The 20,718-nt window shown below is 71.5% G+C and carries 19 protein-coding genes and 1 riboswitch; of the genes, 14 read left to right on the forward strand and 5 right to left on the reverse strand.

From position 1 onward, the window contains the following. Positions 1 to 2: 2 nt before the first annotated feature. Entirely contained in the window at positions 3 to 947 is a 945-nt protein-coding gene (locus BLS95_RS26275; RefSeq protein ID WP_090936538.1) for a hypothetical protein, read from the reverse strand. A 100-nt stretch (positions 948 to 1,047) separates the two neighbouring features. On the opposite strand from BLS95_RS26275, the gene BLS95_RS26280 reads away from it, so the two are divergent. The 4 genes from BLS95_RS26280 (at position 1,048) to BLS95_RS26295 (ending at position 4,847) form a co-directional block, all read left to right on the forward strand. Beyond that, entirely contained in the window at positions 1,048 to 1,863 is an 816-nt protein-coding gene (locus BLS95_RS26280) for an aldo/keto reductase (protein WP_090936540.1), read from the forward strand. 26 nt (positions 1,864 to 1,889) lie between these two features. After that, the gene (locus BLS95_RS26285; RefSeq protein ID WP_090936543.1) at positions 1,890 to 2,843 is read left to right on the forward strand and encodes a Gfo/Idh/MocA family protein; all 954 of its coding nucleotides are present in this window, start codon (positions 1,890 to 1,892) and stop codon (positions 2,841 to 2,843) included. A gap of 117 nt (positions 2,844 to 2,960) precedes the next feature. Next, positions 2,961 to 3,098, forward strand: a riboswitch (cyclic di-AMP (ydaO/yuaA leader). 12 nt (positions 3,099 to 3,110) lie between these two features. Continuing rightward, positions 3,111 to 3,788 carry a C40 family peptidase gene (locus BLS95_RS26290; RefSeq protein WP_090936546.1) on the forward strand — a complete coding sequence of 226 codons (678 nt, stop codon included), beginning with the start codon at positions 3,111 to 3,113 and terminating at the stop codon, positions 3,786 to 3,788. Between the two features lie 351 nt (positions 3,789 to 4,139). Continuing rightward, positions 4,140 to 4,847 (forward strand): YoaK family protein, encoded by a 708-nt coding sequence (locus BLS95_RS26295; RefSeq protein ID WP_090936549.1) that lies wholly within the window; start codon positions 4,140 to 4,142, stop codon positions 4,845 to 4,847. 12 nt (positions 4,848 to 4,859) lie between these two features. On the opposite strand, the gene BLS95_RS26300 is transcribed toward BLS95_RS26295, so the two are convergent. After that, positions 4,860 to 6,374 carry a DHA2 family efflux MFS transporter permease subunit gene (locus tag BLS95_RS26300; RefSeq protein WP_245765285.1) on the reverse strand — a complete coding sequence of 505 codons (1,515 nt, stop codon included), beginning with the start codon at positions 6,372 to 6,374 and terminating at the stop codon, positions 4,860 to 4,862. A 4-nt stretch (positions 6,375 to 6,378) separates the two neighbouring features. Next, a complete protein-coding gene (locus BLS95_RS26305; RefSeq protein ID WP_090936552.1) occupies positions 6,379 to 6,969 on the reverse strand; it encodes an NADPH-dependent FMN reductase in 591 nt (196 codons plus the stop codon). A gap of 114 nt (positions 6,970 to 7,083) precedes the next feature. On the opposite strand from BLS95_RS26305, the gene BLS95_RS26310 reads away from it, so the two are divergent. The 3 genes from BLS95_RS26310 (at position 7,084) to BLS95_RS26320 (ending at position 9,691) form a co-directional block, all read left to right on the forward strand. Beyond that, positions 7,084 to 7,809: a TetR/AcrR family transcriptional regulator gene (locus tag BLS95_RS26310; protein WP_090936555.1), complete on the forward strand. Its 726-nt coding sequence runs from the start codon at positions 7,084 to 7,086 to the stop codon at positions 7,807 to 7,809. 28 nt (positions 7,810 to 7,837) lie between these two features. Next, positions 7,838 to 8,338: a YciI family protein gene (locus tag BLS95_RS26315; protein ID WP_245765286.1), complete on the forward strand. Its 501-nt coding sequence runs from the start codon at positions 7,838 to 7,840 to the stop codon at positions 8,336 to 8,338. A gap of 111 nt (positions 8,339 to 8,449) precedes the next feature. After that, a complete protein-coding gene (locus BLS95_RS26320) occupies positions 8,450 to 9,691 on the forward strand; it encodes an RNA polymerase sigma factor (RefSeq protein ID WP_090936558.1) in 1,242 nt (413 codons plus the stop codon). A gap of 131 nt (positions 9,692 to 9,822) precedes the next feature. Here BLS95_RS26320 and BLS95_RS26325 read toward each other — a convergent pair whose 3' ends face one another. After that, positions 9,823 to 10,611, reverse strand: a complete 789-nt coding sequence (locus tag BLS95_RS26325) for a helix-turn-helix domain-containing protein (RefSeq protein ID WP_218135989.1) — start codon at positions 10,609 to 10,611, stop codon at positions 9,823 to 9,825. Between the two features lie 100 nt (positions 10,612 to 10,711). On the opposite strand from BLS95_RS26325, the gene BLS95_RS26330 reads away from it, so the two are divergent. The 7 genes from BLS95_RS26330 to BLS95_RS26360 all read left to right on the forward strand — a co-directional run bounded on the left by BLS95_RS26330 (position 10,712) and on the right by BLS95_RS26360 (position 18,521). Continuing rightward, the gene (locus tag BLS95_RS26330; protein WP_090936564.1) at positions 10,712 to 11,563 is read left to right on the forward strand and encodes an NAD(P)H-binding protein; all 852 of its coding nucleotides are present in this window, start codon (positions 10,712 to 10,714) and stop codon (positions 11,561 to 11,563) included. Positions 11,564 to 11,883: 320 nt separating this feature from the next. Beyond that, positions 11,884 to 13,221, forward strand: coding sequence for an ABC transporter substrate-binding protein (locus BLS95_RS26335; RefSeq protein WP_090936567.1), 1,338 nt, complete (start codon positions 11,884 to 11,886; stop codon positions 13,219 to 13,221). A gap of 57 nt (positions 13,222 to 13,278) precedes the next feature. Beyond that, a complete protein-coding gene (locus BLS95_RS26340) occupies positions 13,279 to 14,235 on the forward strand; it encodes a carbohydrate ABC transporter permease (protein WP_090936570.1) in 957 nt (318 codons plus the stop codon). Continuing rightward, the gene (locus BLS95_RS26345) at positions 14,232 to 15,062 is read left to right on the forward strand and encodes a carbohydrate ABC transporter permease (protein ID WP_090936601.1); all 831 of its coding nucleotides are present in this window, start codon (positions 14,232 to 14,234) and stop codon (positions 15,060 to 15,062) included. Before BLS95_RS26340 ends, BLS95_RS26345 begins: the two co-directional genes overlap by 4 nt. Beyond that, on the forward strand, positions 15,059 to 16,468 hold the full coding sequence (locus BLS95_RS26350) for a GH1 family beta-glucosidase (RefSeq protein ID WP_090936603.1): 1,410 nt from the start codon (positions 15,059 to 15,061) through the stop codon (positions 16,466 to 16,468). The genes BLS95_RS26345 and BLS95_RS26350 overlap by 4 nt, the downstream gene beginning before the upstream one ends. Further along, complete coding sequence (locus BLS95_RS26355) at positions 16,449 to 17,447, forward strand: LacI family DNA-binding transcriptional regulator (RefSeq protein WP_090936605.1); 999 nt, start codon at positions 16,449 to 16,451, stop codon at positions 17,445 to 17,447. Before BLS95_RS26350 ends, BLS95_RS26355 begins: the two co-directional genes overlap by 20 nt. Positions 17,448 to 17,525: 78 nt before the next feature. Next, positions 17,526 to 18,521, forward strand: a complete 996-nt coding sequence (locus BLS95_RS26360) for a phosphotransferase family protein (RefSeq protein ID WP_090936607.1) — start codon at positions 17,526 to 17,528, stop codon at positions 18,519 to 18,521. On the opposite strand, the gene BLS95_RS26365 is transcribed toward BLS95_RS26360, so the two are convergent. Beyond that, on the reverse strand, positions 18,465 to 20,708 hold the full coding sequence (locus BLS95_RS26365) for a M64 family metallopeptidase (protein WP_090936608.1): 2,244 nt from the start codon (positions 20,706 to 20,708) through the stop codon (positions 18,465 to 18,467). The genes BLS95_RS26360 and BLS95_RS26365 overlap by 57 nt on opposite strands. Positions 20,709 to 20,718: the final 10 nt, after the last annotated feature.

The raw sequence follows: 20,718 nt of genomic DNA on the forward strand, positions 1-20,718 counted from the left end.
TTTCAACCGGATACTCCAGTCAGATGCGAGCGCAGGGCGGGAGCCGCCCTGCTGGTCCACCAGTCATCGGGAACGTCCACAGGCTCCACGGCGACACCGCGCGGGCTGAGCAGCACCCGCAGCGAGGTGATCGCGGTGGAGGGGAGGCTGAGCACCCGCTGACCGGGGTCCAGTCCGCGCAGGGTCAGTTCGGCGGGCGCGCCGGCGTCGTGCACGGTGATGCCGGGACGCTCGCGGATCAGCGCCACATCCCCCGGGTCCTCGCGGCGGTGCGGGTAGTAGGCCAGCGGCTCGCGCGCGGCCAGCTCCGTCAGCCAGCGCAGGTAGTGGTCGCGGTGCACCAGGCCGTTGCGGACGAGCGAGGTGCCGAGCACCACCGTACGCTCGACGGGTCCCTCGGCGCTCGGCGGCTGGGCCCGCAGCCAGGAGAAGTCGTGCCGGACCAGGTCGACGCCCGCCTGCTTGACGGCCGCTTCGAGCTTGTCGTCCACGGACAGGGCGGTGAAGACCGACACCTTGCTCAGGCGCAGCCGCAGCGCCGCCGCCAGGCCGAGCGCCTGACGCAGCCTGGTCGGCGTGGCGCGGGCCCGCAGCAGGGGCTTGAACGGCCCCGCGGCCAGCAGTTCGAGCAGCCGGATCGTGGCCAGCCCGTCGTCCACCACGATGATGCGGCCGGGATTGGACGCCAGCCAGCGAAGCTGCACCTTGCCGGAGAAGGCGTCGCCGACGGCCTGCACGCTCCTGGGCATGCGCTCACGCGGCTCTGCCAGCTCCAGGCCGTCGGGCAGCCCGAGGGCGCCCAGCTCCCGCCGCGTCGCCTTCAGCGGTCGAAGGCCCGCACGCGGCACGACAGCCGTCGTGGGACCGAGGAGCCCGGCATGGTGGGCCTCGACGGCGCACAGCATCTGGAGCGGGGACTCCACCCAGGCCGACGCCTGTTCGACCACTCGTAGTCCTCCCAGCCGGGTGATAGGCCCGTTTTACGACCCCTGCAAGCTACCCCGGCCGCCTTAAGCCCTCAGAAACTCAGCGTGAACAATGGACGGTATGAACTCGCTCATGCTCAACACCGACGGCGTGCAGATCCCCCAGCTCGGGTTCGGTGTCTGGCAGATATCCGCCGACGAGACCGAACGGGCCGTGACCACCGCGCTGCAGGCCGGCTACCGGCACATCGACACCGCCGCCGCCTACGGCAACGAGGAGAGCGTGGGCCGGGCGGTGCGCGCCAGTGGCCTGCCGCGCTCGAAGGTGTTCGTCACCACCAAGCTGGGCAACGGCGACCACACCCGCGCCGAGGAGGCCTTCGACGAGAGCCTGGCCCGGCTGGGCCTGGACCACGTCGATCTCTTCCTCATCCACTGGCCGGTGCCCCAGCAGGGCAAGTACGTGCAGGCGTGGAAGGCGTTCGAGAAGATCTATCGTGACGGCCGGGCCAGGGCCATCGGCACGTCCAACTTCACCGTCGGGACGCTCACCCGGCTCATGGACCAGACCGACATCATCCCGTCCATCAACCAGATCGAGCTCCACCCCTACCTGCAGCAGCGCGAGATGCGGGCCTTCCACGAGGCCAACGGCATCCTCACGGAGGCATGGAGCCCGCTCGGGCAGGGCAAGGGGCTGCTCGACGACCCGGCGCTGCGGGTGCTGTCGGACAAGTACGGCAAGACACCCGCGCAGGTCGTGCTCCGCTGGCACCTGCAACTCGGCAACGTCGTCATCCCCAAGTCCGTGACGCCGTCCCGGATCGCCGAGAACATCGACGTCTTCGACTTCATCCTCGACGCCGAGGACATGGTCGCCATCGGCGCGATGAACAGGGGGCATCGCATCGGGCCGGACCCCGACACGTTCGGCTGACCTGATACGTCGTAGCATGCTCCCCCGTGCGGGACTTTGCGTGGGGCATAGCGGCGACGGGCGGCATCGCGCGGACCGTCGGGGCGGCGATCGTGGCCGAGCCCGGCATGCGGGTGGCCGCCGTCGGGTCCAGGGCCCTCGGCCGGGCGCGGGCGCTGGCGGCCACGCTGGGGGCTGAATCGGCGTACGACTCCTATGAGCGGTTGTGCGCCGATCCGGCCGTGGACGCGATCTACGTGGCGACGCCGCATGCCCAGCACCTGGAGGTGGCCGAGGCGGCCATCGCCGCCGGCAAGGCCGTGCTGTGCGAGAAGCCGCTGGCCGCCACCGTGGCCGACGCCGAGCGCATGATACGCCTGGCGCGGGAGGCGGGCGTGTTCCTCATGGAGGCCATGTGGATGCGCTTCAACCCGCTGATCCAGGCCATCGCGGCCGATCCGCGCTTCGGCGACGTCCGCTCGGTGCAGGCGTCCTTCGGCTTCAGCCACCCCTACGACCCCGCGCACCGGCTGTGGGCGCCGGAGCTGGGCGGCGGGGCGCTGCTGGACCTGGGGATCTACCCGTTCGGGCTGGCCCAGCTGTTCCTCGGCCTGCCCACCGAGCTGCGGGTCACCGGCTCGCTGGCGCCGAGCGGGGTGGACGCGGAGGCGGCCGGCGTCCTGCTCTACCCGGAGGGCCGGCGGGCGTTGGTGGAGACGTCGCTCCTGGGCGACTATCCCAACAGCGCCAGCGTCGTGGGCACCGGCATGCGGGCCGACATCCTGACGCCGTTCTGGGCGCCGCAGCGGATCCTGCTCTCCGGGCCCGGCATGGAGCCGGAGGAGCACGTACTGGATCCGGCCGACAACGGGTACGCGGGCGAGCTGCGCGAGGTCAGGGCCGCGGCGGCCGAGGGCCGAACGGAATCCTCGATCATGCCGCTTGACGACTCTCTTGCCATGATGCGCCTGCTGGCTGACGCCCGGCGGCAACTTGGCTAGCTGTGCCTTTATGGACTTGTAATACCCTTGCCGGATGTATTACCTTATGGGGCATTCGCGGATGAACATCCGGTTTGTCCGGTTTTATCCGACCATCGTTTGAAAGATCACAGGAACGTCCTGTGACCGCTGAATCCGCCGCCAGGCGGAACCGGGGACCCACGTCCTTTGGGGTGAATCGGCACTCCGGTGCCGTAGGACAGCTTCCACGTCCGAACCCGTCAGCTAACCCGGTAAGCGGCATGGAAGCAAGGAGTCACCCCCTCGATGGCAGAACACTGTACGACCTCCCGGAAGGCCCACCTCGCCCGCGCCGCCGTCGGAGCGGCGATCGTCGCGGGACTCTTCGGCGGCAACATCGCCGCCGCCAGCGCCGACAGCGCCCACGAGCAGCCGGCCACCGTCACCGCCCACCAGGCCGCCGACGGGAACAAGCCCGAGAAGGCCGGCATCCAGGTCACCGCCTCCCAGGTGCTGGCCCTCGCCCGAGCCCAGATCGGCACCTCCGAGAACTCCGACGGCGGCGGCACCAAGTACCAGAAGTGGTACGCCTCCACCCCCCGCGCCGCCGAGACCGTCGCCCGTGACGGCGGCACCACGGCCGGCTACCTGGACGCCGCCTGGTGCTCGATGTTCGTCTCCTGGGTCGGCAACCAGACCGGCGCCCGCAACCTCATCGGCTGGGACGCCTACACCGTCGCCCACGCCAAGTGGTTCGCGGACAACCACCGCTTCGGCGACGAGCCCAAGCCCGGCGCCGTCGTCTTCTTCTCCTGGAGCGGCAGCAAGAGCATCGACGACATCCAGCACGTCGGCTTCGTCGTCAAGGACAACGGGAACGGGACCATCTCCACCATCGAAGGCAACACCGCGGGCACGGTGGCGGCCCGGGTCCGCTCCAAGTCCCAGGTCGTCGGCTACGGCTACCCGGACTACGCGGGCTGACTGACTAGCTGACGCGGGCCCTGCCGCCCCGCCGGACACGATGTGAGCGCGCACCCTTTCGCCCAGGGTGCGCGCTCACATCGCGTCCGGGGCCTCTCAAGCCGAGCTGGGCGCGTCGCCCAGCCCCGAAGCGGGCCGGCCTCGGCCGCGCGGTGCCGGGTTTGGCGGGGCCGCGCACCGGCTACGAGTATCCGGCGACGCTGTCACCAGCGGAAACCCGCCGGTGCCGCCCCGTCGCCACGCCGCCACGCCGCCACGTCGCCCGCCGCCCGCCGCCGTCGAGGAGATCCGCATGAGAGCCGACCCGCCACCCCGCCGGTCCGCCGGTGCCCGCCGTACCGGGGGGCGCGGGTGAGGGGCGGGCTGGGGCGGATCGCCGACGCGCTGTTCCCCCGCGGCCCCAACCCGCACGGCGAACTTCCCGCCCTGCTGATCGCGCTGACCCTGGTGAGCGGCCTGGTGGACGCCGTCAGCTTCCTCGGCCTGGGCCGGGTCTTCGTCGCCAACATGACCGGCAACGTCGCCTTCCTCGGCTTCGTGCTGGCCGGCGACCACGAGTTGCCGATCTGGGCCCCGCCGCTGGCCCTGTCCTCCTTCGCCGCCGGCGCGTGGAGCGCGGGCCGGCTGGCCGGGCGGATGGCGGACGCGCGGCGCGAACTCGTCATGCTCACGATCGCGCACGCGTTCCTCGTGGCCGCCGCCCTCGCGCTGGCCCGGCTCGCCGGCCACCGGGAACCGGCCGTCCAGGCGGCGCTCATCGCCCTGCTGGCCTGCGGGATGGGCCTGCAGAACGCCGCCGTGCGCAGGGTGGCGGTGCCCGACATGACCACCACCGTCCTCACCCGTACGCTCACGGGCCTGATCGCCGACCCGCCGGGGCGGGCCACCCGGCGGCGGGCCGTGTCGGTCCTCGCGCTGTTCACCGGCGCGCTGGCCGGCGCCGCGCTCTACCTGACCGTCGGACCGGTACCCCCGCTCGCGGCGGCGCTGGTGCTGCTCGCGCTCGTCGCGGTCTCGGTCCCCCGGGCGCCGCGGCCCCCGGCTCCGGCGGAGGCATAGCGCCGCCCGCCTTTACATTGTAGATTTCGTGGTGACCGGCGGCGCGGCGGCGGCCTCCGTACGCAGCGGGACCTCCCGGACGAACCAGGCCGCGGCGAAGGCGAGCACGGCCAGCACCGCGGACCCGGCCAGCACCATGTGCAGCCCCGCGCTGACGGCCTCCCGGACGGCGGCGCGTACGGGGGCGGCCAGCGCGGACATCAGCTCGGGAGTGAGCCCGCCGCCGCCCATCAGCCGCTCGGCCGCCGCGGCGCCGAGGCTGCCGGACAGGCCCGCCTCCATCCGGCTGCTGTAGAGCGCCCCGAGCAGGGCGATGCCCAGCGACCCGCCGATGGTGCGCACCAGCGTGACCGTCCCGCTGGCCGCCCCCATGTCGCGCGGGCCGGCGCTGTTCAGGGTGAGCAGCAAGGTGCTCTGCATCAGCAGCCCGGTCCCCACCCCGGCGACCACCGTGAGCGCGGAGGAGAGCCCCGTACCCGTGCCCGTGTCCAGCAGGGTGAGCAGCAGCACGCCCGGCACAAGCACGGCCCCGCCCAGGATCGGGTAGACGCGGTAGCGGCCGTTGCGGCTGATCAGGCGGCCGGTCACGAGCTGCGCGGCGAGCATGCCGAACAGCAGCGGCAGCAGCAACATCCCGCCGGCGGTGGGCGAGGCGCCCTGGACGAACTGCATGTACTGCGGCAGGTACGCCGTCACCGCCATCATCACGGCCCCCGCCAGGAAGCTGAGCACCTGGGCCAGCGTGAAGTTGCGGTCGCGGAACAGCCCCGGCGGGATGATCGGCTCCGCGGCCCGCCGCTCCACCCGGACGAACCAGGCCAGGGCGCCCACCGCGACCGCGCCCAGGCCCAGGATCTGCGGCGAGGTCCACGCGTACGTGACGCCGCCCCAGCTCGCCAGCAGCGTCAGCGCCAGGATGCCGCAGGTCAGCAGCGCCGCCCCCGGCACGTCGATCCTGGCTCTGATCCGCTCCCCCGTGAGCCGGACGCCGAGGCCCACGACGACCAGGGCCACGGCGCCCACCGGCACGTTCACGTAGAAGGTCCAGCGCCAGCTCAGGTGGTCGGTGAGCAGGCCGCCGAGCAGCGGGCCGCCGATGAAGGCGACCGGCATCATGGCCCCGACCATCGACTGCACCCGGCCGCTCTCGCGTGGCGGCACCAGCACGCCGATGATCGACAGGGGGCCCACCATCAGCCCGCCCGCGCCGATCCCCTGTATCGCGCGGAAGGTGATGAGCTGGCCGATGTCCTGTGCCAGCCCGGCCAGCATGGACCCGGCCAGGAAGATCACGATGGCGGTCATGAACGTGCCCTTGCGGCCGTACAGGTCGCCCAGCTTGCCCCAGATCGGGGTGGTGGCCGCGCTGGCCAGCAGGTACGCGGTCACCACCCACGACAGGAGCTCCAGCCCGCCCAGCTCGCCGGTGATCGTGGGCAGCGCGGTGCCCACGATCAGGCCGTCCAGCATGGCCAGGAACATGCCGAGCATCAGCCCGAACACGCCGAAGTAGAGCGAGCGTGTCACGGGGTCACATCCCGTACGGGCGGGCCGCCCTGGCCTCGCGCAGGGCACGCCCCCACCACGCGAGCTGGTCGAGCATCGCCTTGGCGGCCGCGTCGCCGCCCGGGTTCGGGGTGGTGCCGTCCGGCCCGAGCTGGGCCCACGGCGCCTGCAGCCCCACGGCGTCGCGCATGGTGACGGCGTGCAGCTCCGCCAGCACCAGCCGCAGCTGCTCCACGGCCCGCAGTCCGGCCGAGAAGCCGCCGTAGGCGACGAATCCCACCGGCTTGGCCTGCCATTCGCGATTGTGCCAGTCGATGGCGTTCTTCAGCGCCGCGGGGAAGCTGCGGTTGTACTCCGGAGTGACGATCACGAACGCGTCCGCCGCCGCCATCCGGGGCGAGACGGCCGCCAGCAACCCCGCGGCCTCGTCCGAGGCGGGCGGCCGCCCCAGCTCCGGGAACACGGTGGGCAGCGGGGTCTCGACCAGGTCGATGACGTCGGCGGTCATGTCGGGGCGCCGGTCGAGGTGGTCGCGGATCCAGCTCGCCACGACGGGGCCGAATCGCCCTTCCCTGGTGCTGCCGAGCAGGACGGCGACGTGCAGTGGGGTGTCCATGGAATCTCCTGATGTGTACAACGTATTAGTGCGGATACAACGTACACACCGATGTGTACGTTGTCTACCGCTGATACGTTGTACGCGACACCGTGCCGGAAGGGAGGCGGTCCGATGGCCGCACAGAAGGACGAGCCCTCGCTCTGGGAGCGCCTCGAGCGCCCCGCGCCCGCGCCCCGCCAGACCCTGTCACCGGAGCGGATCGCCACCGCGGCGGTGGGCGTCGCCGACGCCGAGGGGATCGAGGCCATCACCATGCGGCGCCTGGCCACCGAGCTGGGGGTCGCCCCCATGGCCGCCTACCGTTACGTGTCCGGCAAGGACGACCTGCTGCAGCTCATGGTCGACCACGTCTACACCGAGCTGGAGCCGCCCGAGGAGGGCACCGGGTGGCGCGAGGCGCTGCGGCTGATCGCCCTGCGGACGCGCGAGCTGATGCTGCGCCACCTGTGGCTCGCCCAGCTCCCGCCGAGCGCGGTGCTGGCGCTGACGCCGAACCGCACGGCGACCACCGAACGCTGCCTGCGCGCCCTGGACGGCCTCGGCCTCGATCCCGACACGATGATGACGATGGTCACCACGCTCCACTCCTACACGCTCGGCGCCACCGGCGCCGAGATCGCGATGCGCCAGGTCATGGTCGGCCACGGCTGGACCAGCGAGCAGGAGGTCTACAAGAGCATGGCCCGGCAGCTCCGCCACCTGCTCGACACCGGCCGCTACCCGGTGTTCAAGCGGTACATCTACGAGGGCAGATGCAAGAACGATCCTGACTGGCAGTTCGAGACCGGGCTCCAGTACGTTCTGGACGGGATCGCCGCCCGGGTCGCCGTGCCGTAGATTCCGGCGGACGTGTCGATCCGCCGCGGTGCCGTTCGACGCGGTGACGGGACCGGCCGGTGGCGGCCGGACGCAGGAGAAGGAGACGACCTCGATGAAGTTCATGATCGTGGGCAAGGCCAACGCGGAGACCGAGGCCGGGATGCTGCCTCCCCAGGAACTGGTCGATGACATGTACGCCTACAACGAGTCGCTGGCCAAGGCCGGCGTGCTGCTGGCGGCCGAGGGCCTCTACCCGAGCTCGGAGGGCGCGCAGATCGCCTACAGCGGTGGCAGGGCGAGCGTGATCGACGGGCCGTTCACCGAGGCCAAGGAGCTCATCGCCGGGTTCTGGCTGATCCAGGTGAAGTCCAGGGAAGAGGCCATTGAGTGGGCCATGCGGGTGCCGGTGCCGCCGGGGCACGACGGGATCGGGCTGGACGTGTGGCGGGTGTTCGACCCGGCTGACGTACCGGACGACTCGCTGCCGCAGGAGACCCGCGAGCGTGAGGAGGCGCTGCGGGAGCGCCTGCGCGCCGACGACCACTGACCGGCCCACGCCGATCCCGTCCGGCCTGAGCGGTGACCTCCACTGCCCCGCGGGGGTCCCGGCCGGGACGCGAGTTGCGAGCCCGGGGTGCGGGCTGGTGTCATAGGCCCGATGACGGCTTCCGACACCCACCACACCATTGAGGCGGTCTGGCGGATCGAGGCCGCCAGGCTCATCGCCGGGCTGGCCGGGCTCGTCCGCGACGTCGGGCTGGCCGAGGAACTGGCGCAGGACGCGCTGGTCGCCGCGCTGGAGCAGTGGCCCGAGTCCGGCGTGCCGCGCAACCCCGGCGCCTGGCTGATGACCGTGGCCAAGCGCCGCGCCATCGACCTGATCCGCCGCAACGAGCGCCTCCAGCGCAACCTGGCCGAACTCGGCCACCGGCTCGACACGGCCGGCGGCGACGAGCCGCCCGAGGTCGACGAGATCGAGGACGACCTGTTGCGGCTGGTGTTCACGGCCTGTCATCCGGCGTTGTCCGTGGAGGCGCGGGTGGCGCTGACGCTGCGCGTGCTCGGCGGCCTGACGACCGAGGAGATCGCGCGGGCGTTCCTGGTCTCGGAGTCCACCGTGGCCCAGCGCATCGTCCGCGCCAAGCGCACGCTGGCCGACAAGCGCGTCCCGTTCGAGGTGCCGCAGGGCGCCGAGCTGGCAGGGCGGCTGTCCTCCGTGCTGGAGGTCATCTACCTGATCTTCAACGAGGGCTACTCGGCGACCGCCGGGGACGACTGGATGCGCCCCGCCCTGTGCGAGGACGCCCTGCGGCTGGGGCGGGTGCTGGCGGGCCTGATGCCGAAGGAGCCGGAGGTCCACGGCCTGGTCGCGCTCATGGAGATCCAGGCGTCCCGATCGGCCGCCCGGGTGGGTCCCGGGGGCGAGCCGATCCTGCTCCTGGAGCAGAACCGGGCGCGCTGGGACCGGCTGCTCATCCATCGCGGCCTGGCCGCCCTCGACCGGGCGGAGTCCGTCGCCGCCTCGCCCGGCCCGTACACCCTTCAGGCCGCCATAGCCGCCTGCCACGCCCGGGCCCTCACCGCGCAGGACACCGACTGGGTCCGCATCGCCGCCCTGTACGAGGCGCTGGCCAAGCTTTCCCGCTCCCCCATCGTCGAGCTCAACCGGGCCGTCGCGCTCGCCATGGCCTACGGGCCGGAGGTGGGCCTGGGCCTGCTCGACCAGATCGTGGACGAGCCGTCGCTCAAGGACTACCATCTGCTGCCGAGCGTGCGGGGCGACCTGCTGTTCAAGCTGGGCCGGACCCGGGAGGCACGCGCCGAGTTCGAGCGGGCGGCCACGCTGACCCGCAACGCCCGCGAACGCGCCCTCCTGGAGGACCGCGCCGCCGCCTGCTGACCCGCCCGGCCCACCCCGGCGAGATTCCCGGATCGGCTCACCCCGGCCCGGCCGGCGGGTTTGCGGACCGGCGTGCCCCGGTCCGGTGTCTCCAGATCACCGGACGGGCGGCTCCGGGCGGGAGGGGACGGTCAGCACGCTTCCAGGGCCGGGAGGCGGCCGGCGAAGAACGCTCCGGGAGACACCCCCATCATGGCGCGGAACTCGGCGTTCATGTGCGACTGGTCGTAGTAGCCGGCCGCCGCGGCGAGCCCCGCCCATCGCGCGGTCCTGGCCCGGCCGGCGGCCAGCACCCTGCGGACCCGCGCGATGCGCTCGAAGCGCTTGGGCGACAGCCCGATCCAGGCGGTGAACAGGTCACGCAGGTGCCGCTCGCTGACGCCCAGCCGCCGGGCCACCCCGGCCACGGACTCCCGGCGCGACCCGGCACGACCGGCCAGCGCTTCGGCGGCGGTGCGGATCAGCTCGCTGCGGGCCAGCTCGGCGCTGCCGCGGGCACGCAGGCGGGCCGACAGCGTCGCCTCGACCCGTTCGAGGAGATCCCGCGGATCGACGCCCGTCCCGGCCGGGGCGTGCCACGGGCCGCCGTCCACGTCATCGAGGGGGATCACCCGATCCACCAGCTCGCTCACCGCGACCCCGAGCAGCAACCTCGCGACCCCCGGGCGGAGCCGGATCCGGAGGCAGAGCGGGAAGTCCTTGCCCGCGTGGTAGGTGGCACGCGTACGCGGCCCGACGATCAGCAGCTCGGCGCGGCGGGCGGAGGACGTACGGAGGACCAGCGCGGTGTCGCCGTCGGGGACGTGCACGAGCGGCTCCCCGCCGATGTACCCGCCGGGGTGCCCGCCGCCGGAGGTCAGGGCGGTGACGCCGCCGGCCCACCATCGCGGGGGCAGGGCCAGGCGGGATTCGGTGCTCACGGGCCTCACGCTATCCGGCGCCGCGCGGCTTCGGCGAGCGGGCCCGGCCGTGCCGAAACTTCCTATAGGCGCTGGTGGCGGCGCTGGCAGGGTGGCAGGCATGATCCTTGTTACCGGTGCGACAGGCACCGTCGGCAGTGAGGTGGCCCGGTTGCTGGCGGCCGGGGGCGAGCGCGTACGGGCGATGACCCGGAACCCGGGGAAGGCACCGGCGATGGCCGGTGTCGAGCTGGTGCGGGGCGACTTCGACGACCCCGGATCCCTGGCGGTGGCGGCGGCCGGGGCGAAGGCGCTCTTCCTGCTCGACGCCCCCGGCCCGTGGATGGTCCGCCACGACCTGGCCATGCTGGCGGCCGCGCGGGCGGCGGGCGTGCGTAAGGTGGTGAAGCTCTCGGCCATCGGCACCGGCGAGCGGGACGGCGCCGGGCCCGGGGACTGGCATCTCCCGGGAGAGCGGGCGCTGCGGTCGGGCGACATGCGGTGGACGATCCTGCGGCCGTCCAGTTTCGCCTCCAACGCCCTGCGCTGGGCCGCGCCCGTCCGCTCCGGGTCCCCGATCCCCAACACGACGGGGAACGGCACGCAGGGGGTGGTCGACCCGCGCGACGTGGCCGAGGTCGCGGCGCGGGCGCTGACGTCGGACGAGCACGCGGGCGACGTGCTCACCCTCACGGGACCGGAGTTGCTGAGCGTCCCGGGCCAGGTCGAACGGCTGGGCACGGTGCTCGGACGGGTCCTGGACACGGTGGACGTGCCGCTGGAGTCCTACCGTGAGAGCCTGCTCGCCGGCGGCGTGGACCCGGTCTTCGCCGAGGTGGCCGTCAGCGGCTCCCGCCTGGTCGCGGCCGGCGGCAACGCCCGGCTGACCACGGACGTGGCACGGGTTCTGGGCCGCCCGCCCCGCTCGTTCACCACCTGGGCGGAGGACCACCGCGCCGCGTTCACCGGCTGACCGGGCACCCCGCGCAGCCCCCGTTGTGACTGGCCGGGTGACCGGGAGGCAGAGGGGGCTGTGCGGGTGACATGCCCTTGATGCGACACAAAAGATGTCTCTTGTGGTGGGAGCGCTCCCAATCAGGTCTTTGCGAGCTTTATCAGCAAAAATCCCCTTCTGACGGGCCTAAACGCCCCCTTGGTAACGGTTACGTTTCGGCGCATTGACGCGCTGAGCCGCTAAGTGCACCCTTTGTGGGAGCGCTCCCAAGACTCCCACCGCGGCGGGGCGCATGCCGCGGTGCATCTCCCCAACATTCACCCGAGAAGGGGTCCACCATGATGATCAGCAGGCGTCGCGGCGGTCTTGCCGCGGCCTCGGCCCTGGCCGCGGCGGCGCTGACCGTCGCGTCCTGTGGCTCCGGCAGCACCCCGGAGTCCAGCGCTCCCGCCTCCTCGGCGGCGGCCGAGCCCGTCACGATCCGCGTGCAGACCTTCGGCGGCGGCACCAACTTCGGCTACAAGAACGCCATCGAGAAGTGGAACGCCGAGCACAAGGACATCCAGATCAAGGAAGAGCACCTCACCGACCAGTTCGAGCAGCAGTACTGGCCGCAGATGATCCAGTGGTTGCAGGCCGGCAACGGCGCGGGTGACGTGGTCGGCATCGACGAGGGCGGCATGGGCCTGGCCAAGGCGCATCCCGAATGGTGGGCCGATCTGAAGGAGTACGGCCTGGAGTCCCGCAAGGCGGACTTCCCCGCCTGGAAGTGGGAGAACGGTGTCACCGCCGACGGCAAGCTGTTCGGCCTGGGCACCGACATCGGCGGCATGAGCATCTGCTACCGCAAGGACCTGTTCGAGAAGGCCGGCCTGCCGGGCGACCGCGACAAGGTCAGCGCCCTCTGGCCGACCTGGGACGAGTTCATGAACGTCGGCAAGACGTTCCAGTCGAAGGTGAAGGACAGCAAGTTCGCCGACGGCACGAACACCCTCTACCAGGTGGTCCTCTACCAGGAGGCGGCCAAGAACGGCAACGTCACCTACTTCGACAAGGACAACAACCTCATCGTCGACAAGAACCCGGCGGTGAAGGCGGGCTTCGACTTCGCCACGAAGATGAGCCAGCAGGGCCTGACCGCCAAGCTGCGCAACTTCACCGACGAGTGGGCGGCGGGCACCCAGAAGGGCGCGTTCGCCACGCTCGGCTGCCCGTCCTGGATGCTCGGCGTGGTCAGCGGCAACGCGGGCGACGCCGGCGCGGGCAAGTGGGACGTGGCCGCGGTGCCCGGCGGCGGCGGCAACTGGGGCGGCTCCTGGCTGGCCGTGCCCAAGCAGTCCAAGCACCCGAAGGAAGCCGCGATGGTCGCCGACTACCTGACCAGCGCGCAGACCGAGGCGAGCATCTTCACCGACTTCGGCAACATGCCGAGCAACACCAAGTCGCAGGCGGACCCCGCCGTGCAGGGCGCCAAGAACGAGTTCTTCAACGACGCCCCCATCGGTGAGATCTTCGCCAAGTCCGCGTCGAGCCTGCAGCCGGTCTTCCTGGGCGTGAAGCACGCCCAGGTCAAGAATGCCATCGAGTCGGTCATCCAGGGCATGGACGACGGCTCTGTTCCCTACGACAAGGCCTGGCAGCAACTGGTCGACGACGCGGTGAAGGCCGCGGGCTGATCTCCCTGCCCGGCCCGCGCCCAGCGGGCCGGGCTTGCCGCCGCCGAAAGGTCTGCTATGAGCCTCGACACCCTTCCGCGGGCGATGCGGAGCAACCACCGCCGCCCGCGCCCGCCCGGCCGCCGCTGGCGTTCCAGACTGGACGTCAAGGCGATGCCGTACGCCCTGGTGTCCCCGTATTTCCTGCTGTTCGCCGCCTTCGGGCTCTTCCCGTTGGCCTTCACCCTGTACTACTCGCTCTACGACTACGACCTGGCCGGCACCACCGAGTGGGCCGGGCTGGGCAACTACACCGCGCTGCTGGCCGACGACGACTTCTGGAACGCCGTGGTGAACACGGTGGGCATGTTCGTCATCGCGACCGTCCCGCAGATGCTGCTGGCGCTGTTCCTGGCCAACGCGCTGAACAAGCGCTTCAGATTCCGCCTGGCGATCCGGATGAGCGTGCTGCTGCCGCTGGTCACCTCGGTGGTCGCGGTCGCGGTGGTGTTCACCCAGCTGTACGCCCGCGACTGGGGCCTGGTCAACTGGATCCTCGGCTGGTTCGGCGTGGATCCGACCAACTGGCGGGCCGAGCGCGTGCCGTCCTGGATCGCCATCGCCACCATGGTCGACTGGCGCTGGACCGGCTACAACGCGATCATCTTCCTGGCCGGCATGCAGACGATCCCGCGCGACCTGTACGAGGCCGCGGCGATCGACGGCGCCTCGCGCCGCCGGCAGTTCTGGCAGATCACGCTGCCGATGCTGCGCCCGACCATGATCTTCGTGGTGCTCAACTCCACGATCGGCGGCCTGACGCTGTTCTCCGAGCCGACCACGTTCTACAACGGCAACGTCGACGGCGGGTCACAGGGGCAGTTCCAGACGGTGGCGATGTTCATCGTCAAGGAGGGCTTCCGCGAGTTCGACTACGGCTACGCCGCCGCGGCCGCCTGGCTGCTGTTCCTGCTCATCCTCCTAGGAGCGCTCATCAACTTCCTGTTCGTGCGCAGGATCGGGGGCACGAAATGACCAACTGGTCTCCGACCGTCATCACCAGGGTCATGCTGGGCCTGGCCATCGTGGTGTCGGCCTTCCCTCTGTACTGGATGCTGGTGATCGCCTCGCGCACCAACGCCGACGCGGTGGCGGTGCCGCCGCCGTTCCTGCCGGGTGGCAACCTGGGCGAGAACATCGTCGCGGTGCTCAACAACGAGGACGCGCACTTCCTGCTGGGCCTGACGAACTCGTTCCTCATCGCGAGCATCGTCACGGTCTCCGTGGTGCTCATCTCGACCCTGGCCGGCTTCTCGTTCGCCAACCTGAACTTCAAGGGCCGGAACATGCTGCTGCTCGCCGTGCTGCTCACCATGGCGGTGCCGCTGCAGCAGATGGGCGTGGTCCCGCTCTACCGGCTCATGGTGAGCCTGGAGTGGACGGGCACCCTCAAGGCGGTCATCCTGCCGTACCTGCTCAACGGGTTCGGCGTGTTCCTGATGACGCAGTACACCCGGCAGGCCGTGCCCATGGAGCTGGTCGAGGCCGCCCGGGTGGACGGCGCCGCCACGCTGCGCATCTGGTGGAACGTCGTGCTCCCCGCGGTGCGGCCCGGTATGGCCGTGCTCGGCATCAACACGTTCATGCTCATGTGGAACGACTTCATGTGGCCGCTGATCGTGCTCACCCCGGACAACCCGACCGTGCAGATCGCGATCACCCAGCTCAACGCCAGGTTCTCGACGAACTACACGTTGATCTTCGCGGGCACCGCGTTGTCCATCATTCCGCTCATCGCAGTATTCGTCGCATTCGGCCGCCAGATCGTCGGCGGACTCATGGAAGGTGCGGTCAAGGCGTGACGACACAAGAGGAACAGACGCGTTCCGGGCTGCGCTTCCCCGCGGGCTTCGCGTGGGGTGCGGCGACCTCGGCGTACCAGATCGAAGGAGCCGTCCACGAGGACGGGCGCGGCGTGTCCATCTGGGACACGTTCGCCAGGACGCCGGGCCGGGTCCTCAACGGACACCACGCGGACATGGCCATCGACCACTACCACCGGTACAAGGAAGACGTCGGCATCATGGCGGAGCTGGGCCTGTCGGCCTACCGCTTCTCGGTCTCCTGGCCCCGGGTGCAGCCCTCGGGCTCCGGCCGGATCAACGCCAAGGGACTGGACTTCTACAAGCGGCTCACCGACGAGCTGCGCCAGCACGGCATCGACCCCTGGCTGACCCTGTATCACTGGGATCTCCCCCAGGAGCTGGAGGACAGGGGCGGCTGGCCCAACCGCGACACGGCCTACCGCTTCGCCGACTACGCGGCGGCCGTGCACGAGGCGCTGAAAGACCACGTCCACACCTTCAGTACCGTCAACGAGCCATGGTGCGCCGCGTTCCTCGGCTACGCCTCGGGCGAGCACGCCCCCGGCCGCCGCGAGCCGCAGAACGCGATCAGGGGCGCGCATCACCTCAACCTGGCCCACGGGCTGTCCGTGCAGGCGATGGACGCCCGCCGCGTCGGCGGGTGCGTCAACCTGTACGCGGTCACCCCCGCCACCGACAGTCCCGAGGACCTCGACGCGGCCAGGCGCATCGACGGGCTGCAGAACCGGTTCTTCCTGGACGCCCTGCTGAGCGGGCGATATCCGGAGGACGTGCTCAACGACCTGCCGTTCGAGACCGACTTCATCGAGCCGGGCGACATGAAGATCATCAAGGCGCCGATCGACGTGCTGCTCGTCAACTACTACAGCCGCTTCACGGTCTCGGGAGCACCAGGCGGCAAGGCGTCGGCGGCGGCGGCCCCCACGGACACGGCTTCGCCGTGGGTGGGCAGCGAGCACGTGTCGTTCGTCAGCGGCGGCCACCCGGTCACCGCGATGGGCTGGGAGATCGACGCGGACGGGCTGGTCGAGGTGCTCACCAGGGTCGCGCGGGACTACCCGCCGATCCCGATGGTGCTCTCCGAGAACGGCGCCGCCTTCGACGACCACCTGAACGACGGCCGGGTGCACGACCGGGAGCGGCAGGCGTTCGTGGAAGCTCACCTCGGCGCCTGCAAGCAGGCCATCGAGGCGGGCGTGCCGCTGGAGGGCTACTTCGCCTGGTCGCTGATGGACAACTTCGAGTGGGCCTGGGGCTACGGCAAGCGGTTCGGTCTGGTCCATGTGGACTTCGAGACACAGAAGCGGCTGCTCAAGGACTCGGCGCTCTGGTACGCGGAGATCATCCGGCAGAATAGGCGCCATGAACCGACCGACTCTTGAGGCAGTCGCTGCCCGGGCCGGCGTTGGCCGGGGCACGGTGTCGAGAGTCATCAACGGCTCGCCGAATGTCAGTGCCAGGGCCCGCGAGGCCGTGGAGCTGGCCATTCGCGAGCTGGGCTACGTGCCCAACCGTGCGGCGCGCGCGCTGGTGACGCGCCGCACGGACACGGTGGCGCTGGTGGTGTCCGAGTCGCAGTTCCGCGTCTTCGACGAGCCGTATTTCGCGGGCACGATCCGCGGCATCGGCTCGGCACTGTCGGAGACCGGGCTGCAGCTCATCCTGGCGATGGCCCGCACCCCGGAGGAGCACGGGCGCCTCCAGCACTACCTGACCTCGCAGCACGTCGACGGCGTGCTGCTGCTGTCCCTGCACGGCGCCGACCCGCTGCCGGGCAGGCTGGAGGCGCTGGGCGTGCCGACCGTGCTCGGCGGCCGGCCCGTGGGCCTGGATCCCTACAGCTACGTGGACATGGACAACAGGGCAGGGGCCCGCCAGGCGGTCAAATACCTGCTGGGCCTCGGCCGCGCCGCCATCGCGACGATCGCGGGCTCCCAGGACATGGGCGTGGGCGTGGACCGGCTGGCCGGCTACCGCGACGCGCTGCTGCCCTCGCGGCTGCCAGAGCTGGTGGCCTACGGCGACTTCTCGGAGCAGAGCGGCGCGACCGCGATGGCCGAGCTGCTGGCGGCCCATCCCGATCTCGACGCGGTCTTCGCCGCCTCCGACCCGATGGCGCTGGGCGCGATGCGCGTGCTCAAGGCCCAGGGGCGGGCGATCCCGGGCGACGTGGCGGTGATCGGGTTCGACGACTCCAAGGCCGCGCTGCACGCCGACCCGCCGCTGACCACCGTCCACCAGCCGACCGAGGCGATGGGCCGGCAGATGGCCCAGCTCCTGGTGGCCCGGATCAACGGCGAGGAGCTGCGCCAGCCCGTCGTGATCCTCGACACGCACCTGGTGCGCCGGGAGTCCGCGTGACCGGGGACCACGAGCCGGACCGTCACCATCGCCTGGAAGGGTGGGTCGCCTGAGAGCGCTCCGCCGAAAGGGGTTGCCGTGGACAGTAGGACGAAGCGCCGGCTGACCGGCGCCGAGCTCGACGCGCTGACCCGGCGCGCGCTGGGCGCGGGCGTGACGGCCGCCACCGAGCTGACCGACGGCTTCGCCAACGCCGTCTGGCGGCTGCGGCTGGACGACGGGCGCGAGGTGGTGCTCAAGCTGTCGCCGCCCCCCGACCTCGATCAGCTCAGCTACGAGCGCAACCTGCTGCGCATGGAGGCCACCGCCTACGAGCTGGCGCTGCGGGCGGGGGTGCCGGTGGCGGAGCTGCTGCGGGCCGGCTTCGACGATCCGGTGCTGGGCGGCGACTACTTACTGCTGGGCGCGCTGGACGGCGTGTCGTGGAACGACGTCAAGCCCGCGGGCGAGGACGCCCTGCGCCGGGAGCTGGGCCGCCATCTGGCCAGGTTCAACACGGTGACCGGCGAGGTGTTCGGCTACCCGCACGCCGGGATCGTCGGCGCCACCTGGCGGGAGGCGTTCCTGGCCATGGTGTGCGCGCTGGTCGGCGACATCGAGCGCTACCCCACACCGCTGCCCCGCCCGGCCGGGGAGATCATGGCGGTGTTCGAGTCGGCGGCGCCGGTGCTCGACGAGGTGACGACGCCGCGGCTGGTGCACTTCGACGTGTGGGCGGGCAACGTCTTCCTCGACCTGAGCGGGACGCCGCGGATCCAGGCCATCATCGACCACGAGCGGGCCTTCTGGGGCGACCCGATCGCCGAGTTCGTCACGCCGACGATCTTCGGCGAGCTGCGCGAGGACGACCCGCTGCTGGCCGGCTACCGCGAGGTGACGCCGCTGGAGCTCACCCCGTCGGCGCTGGTGCGGCTCGACCTCTACCGCGCCTACCTCTACCTGATCCTGCTGGTCGAGAACGGACCCCGGCAATACCCGGAGGACGAGTACGCCAGGGTCCGCGATCAGGCCATCCGCTCACTCGGAGACGTGCTGGACCGCCTCATACGCGCGTCCCCGGGCTCCGGGGGCTAGGTCTGCGCACTGGCCGGCGCCGGTGATCGTGTTCGGCACGCCGAGGTCCACCGGCGCGGGCGTGTTGCCGGCGCAGGCGAGCGCGCCCTTGACCGTGGTGCCCGAGAGGATCGGCGCGGTGTTGCCGGTCAGCCGCGCCGCGCCGCGCAGGTCGGCGCCGACGACGGTGAGCGCCCGCGCGCCGTCGACGCTGACCGCGCCGCTGACGCGGGTGTTCAGCAGGTGCACGGCGGCGGCCCCGGACGCGGTCAGCGTGCCGGTGAGGCTGCCGCCGGTGACCACCAGCGCGGCCCCCGGCCGGACGGTGACGTTGCCGGTGACCTGGGCGCCGTCCAGGCAGGTGACGCCGCCGGCGACGGTGATGGGGCCGCGCTGCGCGCCGGTGAGCGTGCGGGTGCAGGCGGGCGGCGGGGCGATCGTGGTGACGGTGAAGCGGCCGGGCGCGCCGTAGTTGCCCGCGGCGTCGATCGAGCGGTACTCGACCTCGTGCCGGCCGCGCGGCAGCTTGCCGTAGACCAGGGAGTCGATGACCGTGCCCTCCTCCGAGAACGTCCACGGCAGCTCGGACGAGGTCGGCCAGCCGAAGTAGTTGAACCAGCCGTCGCCGTCCACCCGCGACTCCGAGACCACGTAGCCGTCGTGATCGTCGTCTCCGGTGAGCCGCATGGAGAACGGGCCGTTGTAGACGTAGGTGTCGCCGGACCGGGCGAGCGGCCGGGACAGCTCGTATCCGGTGGTGGGCGGGGTGGCGTCGACCGTCCAGGTGCGCGTCTGGCCGCCCAGGGTGGCGGTGAGGGTGTGCGTGCCGGGCGCCAGGTCGTGGCCGCCCAGGTCGAAGTCGGTGCCCGTGGCCCGCTCGCCGTCCAGCGTCCAGGTGACCTCGGGGACGGTGGTGGCCGGGTGGGTGGTCTCGACGTAGACGACGTCGTCGCGGCCGAGCGGGCGGTCGGTGGGCGTGGAGGAGACGAAGGCGGGCTCGACGCCGTCCGGCGGGGTGGTCAGCGCGGTGTCCACCGTCCAGGTGCGCGTCCTGGTGATGGCCGACCTGATCGCCGGGTCCCGGACGAACTCGGTGGGGTCGGTGACCGTGGCCCTGACCGTGTGCGTGCCGGGGGTGAGGCCGAGGGTGCGCAGGTCGAGGGTGTCGCGGTCGCCGGGCAGGTCCGTGCCGTCCACGGTCCAAGTGGTCGTGAGGGAGTGGCCGACCGGGCGCATCGGCTCGACCCAGAGCACCCGGTCGGCGCCGACGGGGGCGGCCGTGGGGGCGGAGTCCTGGATGACCATGGTCTTGGCGGTGATGCGCTGGACCATGACCTCGCGGCCGACCTGGTCGTAGTAGTAGCCGAGGGTCTTCATCATCGAGTGCCGGCTCGGCCGCCAGACGCCGGTCGTGTAGTAGAGACCGCCCTCGTAGCGGGCGATCGGGCCGCCGGACTCGCTGGGCTCGCCCAGCCAGCGCCACCACTTGCGCCGCTGGTCGCTCATCTGCTGCTCGGTGAGCAGGGTGTGGTGGGCGCTGGACGGCTCGCCGCCGGTGTAGGCGCCGCCGGGGACGCCGCGCTGGTAGTAGTCGTACTCGTCCTGCAAACCGCCCAGGGAGTGGCCCAGCTCGTGCGGGCTGATCAGGGCGGACATGCTGTTGCTGCCGGAAGCGGTGGCGTACGCGCCGCCGGCGCCGCCGTACGTGGCGCTGTTGCCCAGGGCGAGGATCTGCCGGTTGCCGGTGGTGGTGCCGGTGACCAGGTTCGCGAACCGGTTGGCGGCGGCGTTGTCCATGGTGATCAGGCGCTGGACGCTGCCGGGGTCGCACCGGCCCCAGAAGCCCATGCCGAGCGGCGTGTTCCGCCGCGGCGCGTCGAGGCCGGGGTCGCAGCTGATGCCCGACTCGCCGGAGACGATGTCGATCCGGTAGACGTTGATGTAGTTCCGGTAGGTCTTGAACGGCTCGATGGACCACATCACGTTGAGGTGCCGGTCCACGTCGGCCTGGAACCGGGCCTGCTCCGCGGCGGTGTAGCCGTCACCCATGACGATCAGGTTGAACCGTTGGGCGGGAGCCCCCGTGACCTGCACGGGCACGACGGTGGCCGAGCCGGGTTCGGGGGCGGTGGCATGCGCCGGGACGGTCAGCACCGGGGGGACGGACAGCAGGGCGGCGGCCAGTACCAGGGCCGCTAATCTACGCATGCCCTGAACT

Origin of the sequence: Nonomuraea jiangxiensis (genome assembly GCF_900099965.1) — a bacterium.
In the GTDB taxonomy this organism is placed as follows: domain Bacteria; phylum Actinomycetota; class Actinomycetes; order Streptosporangiales; family Streptosporangiaceae; genus Nonomuraea; species Nonomuraea jiangxiensis.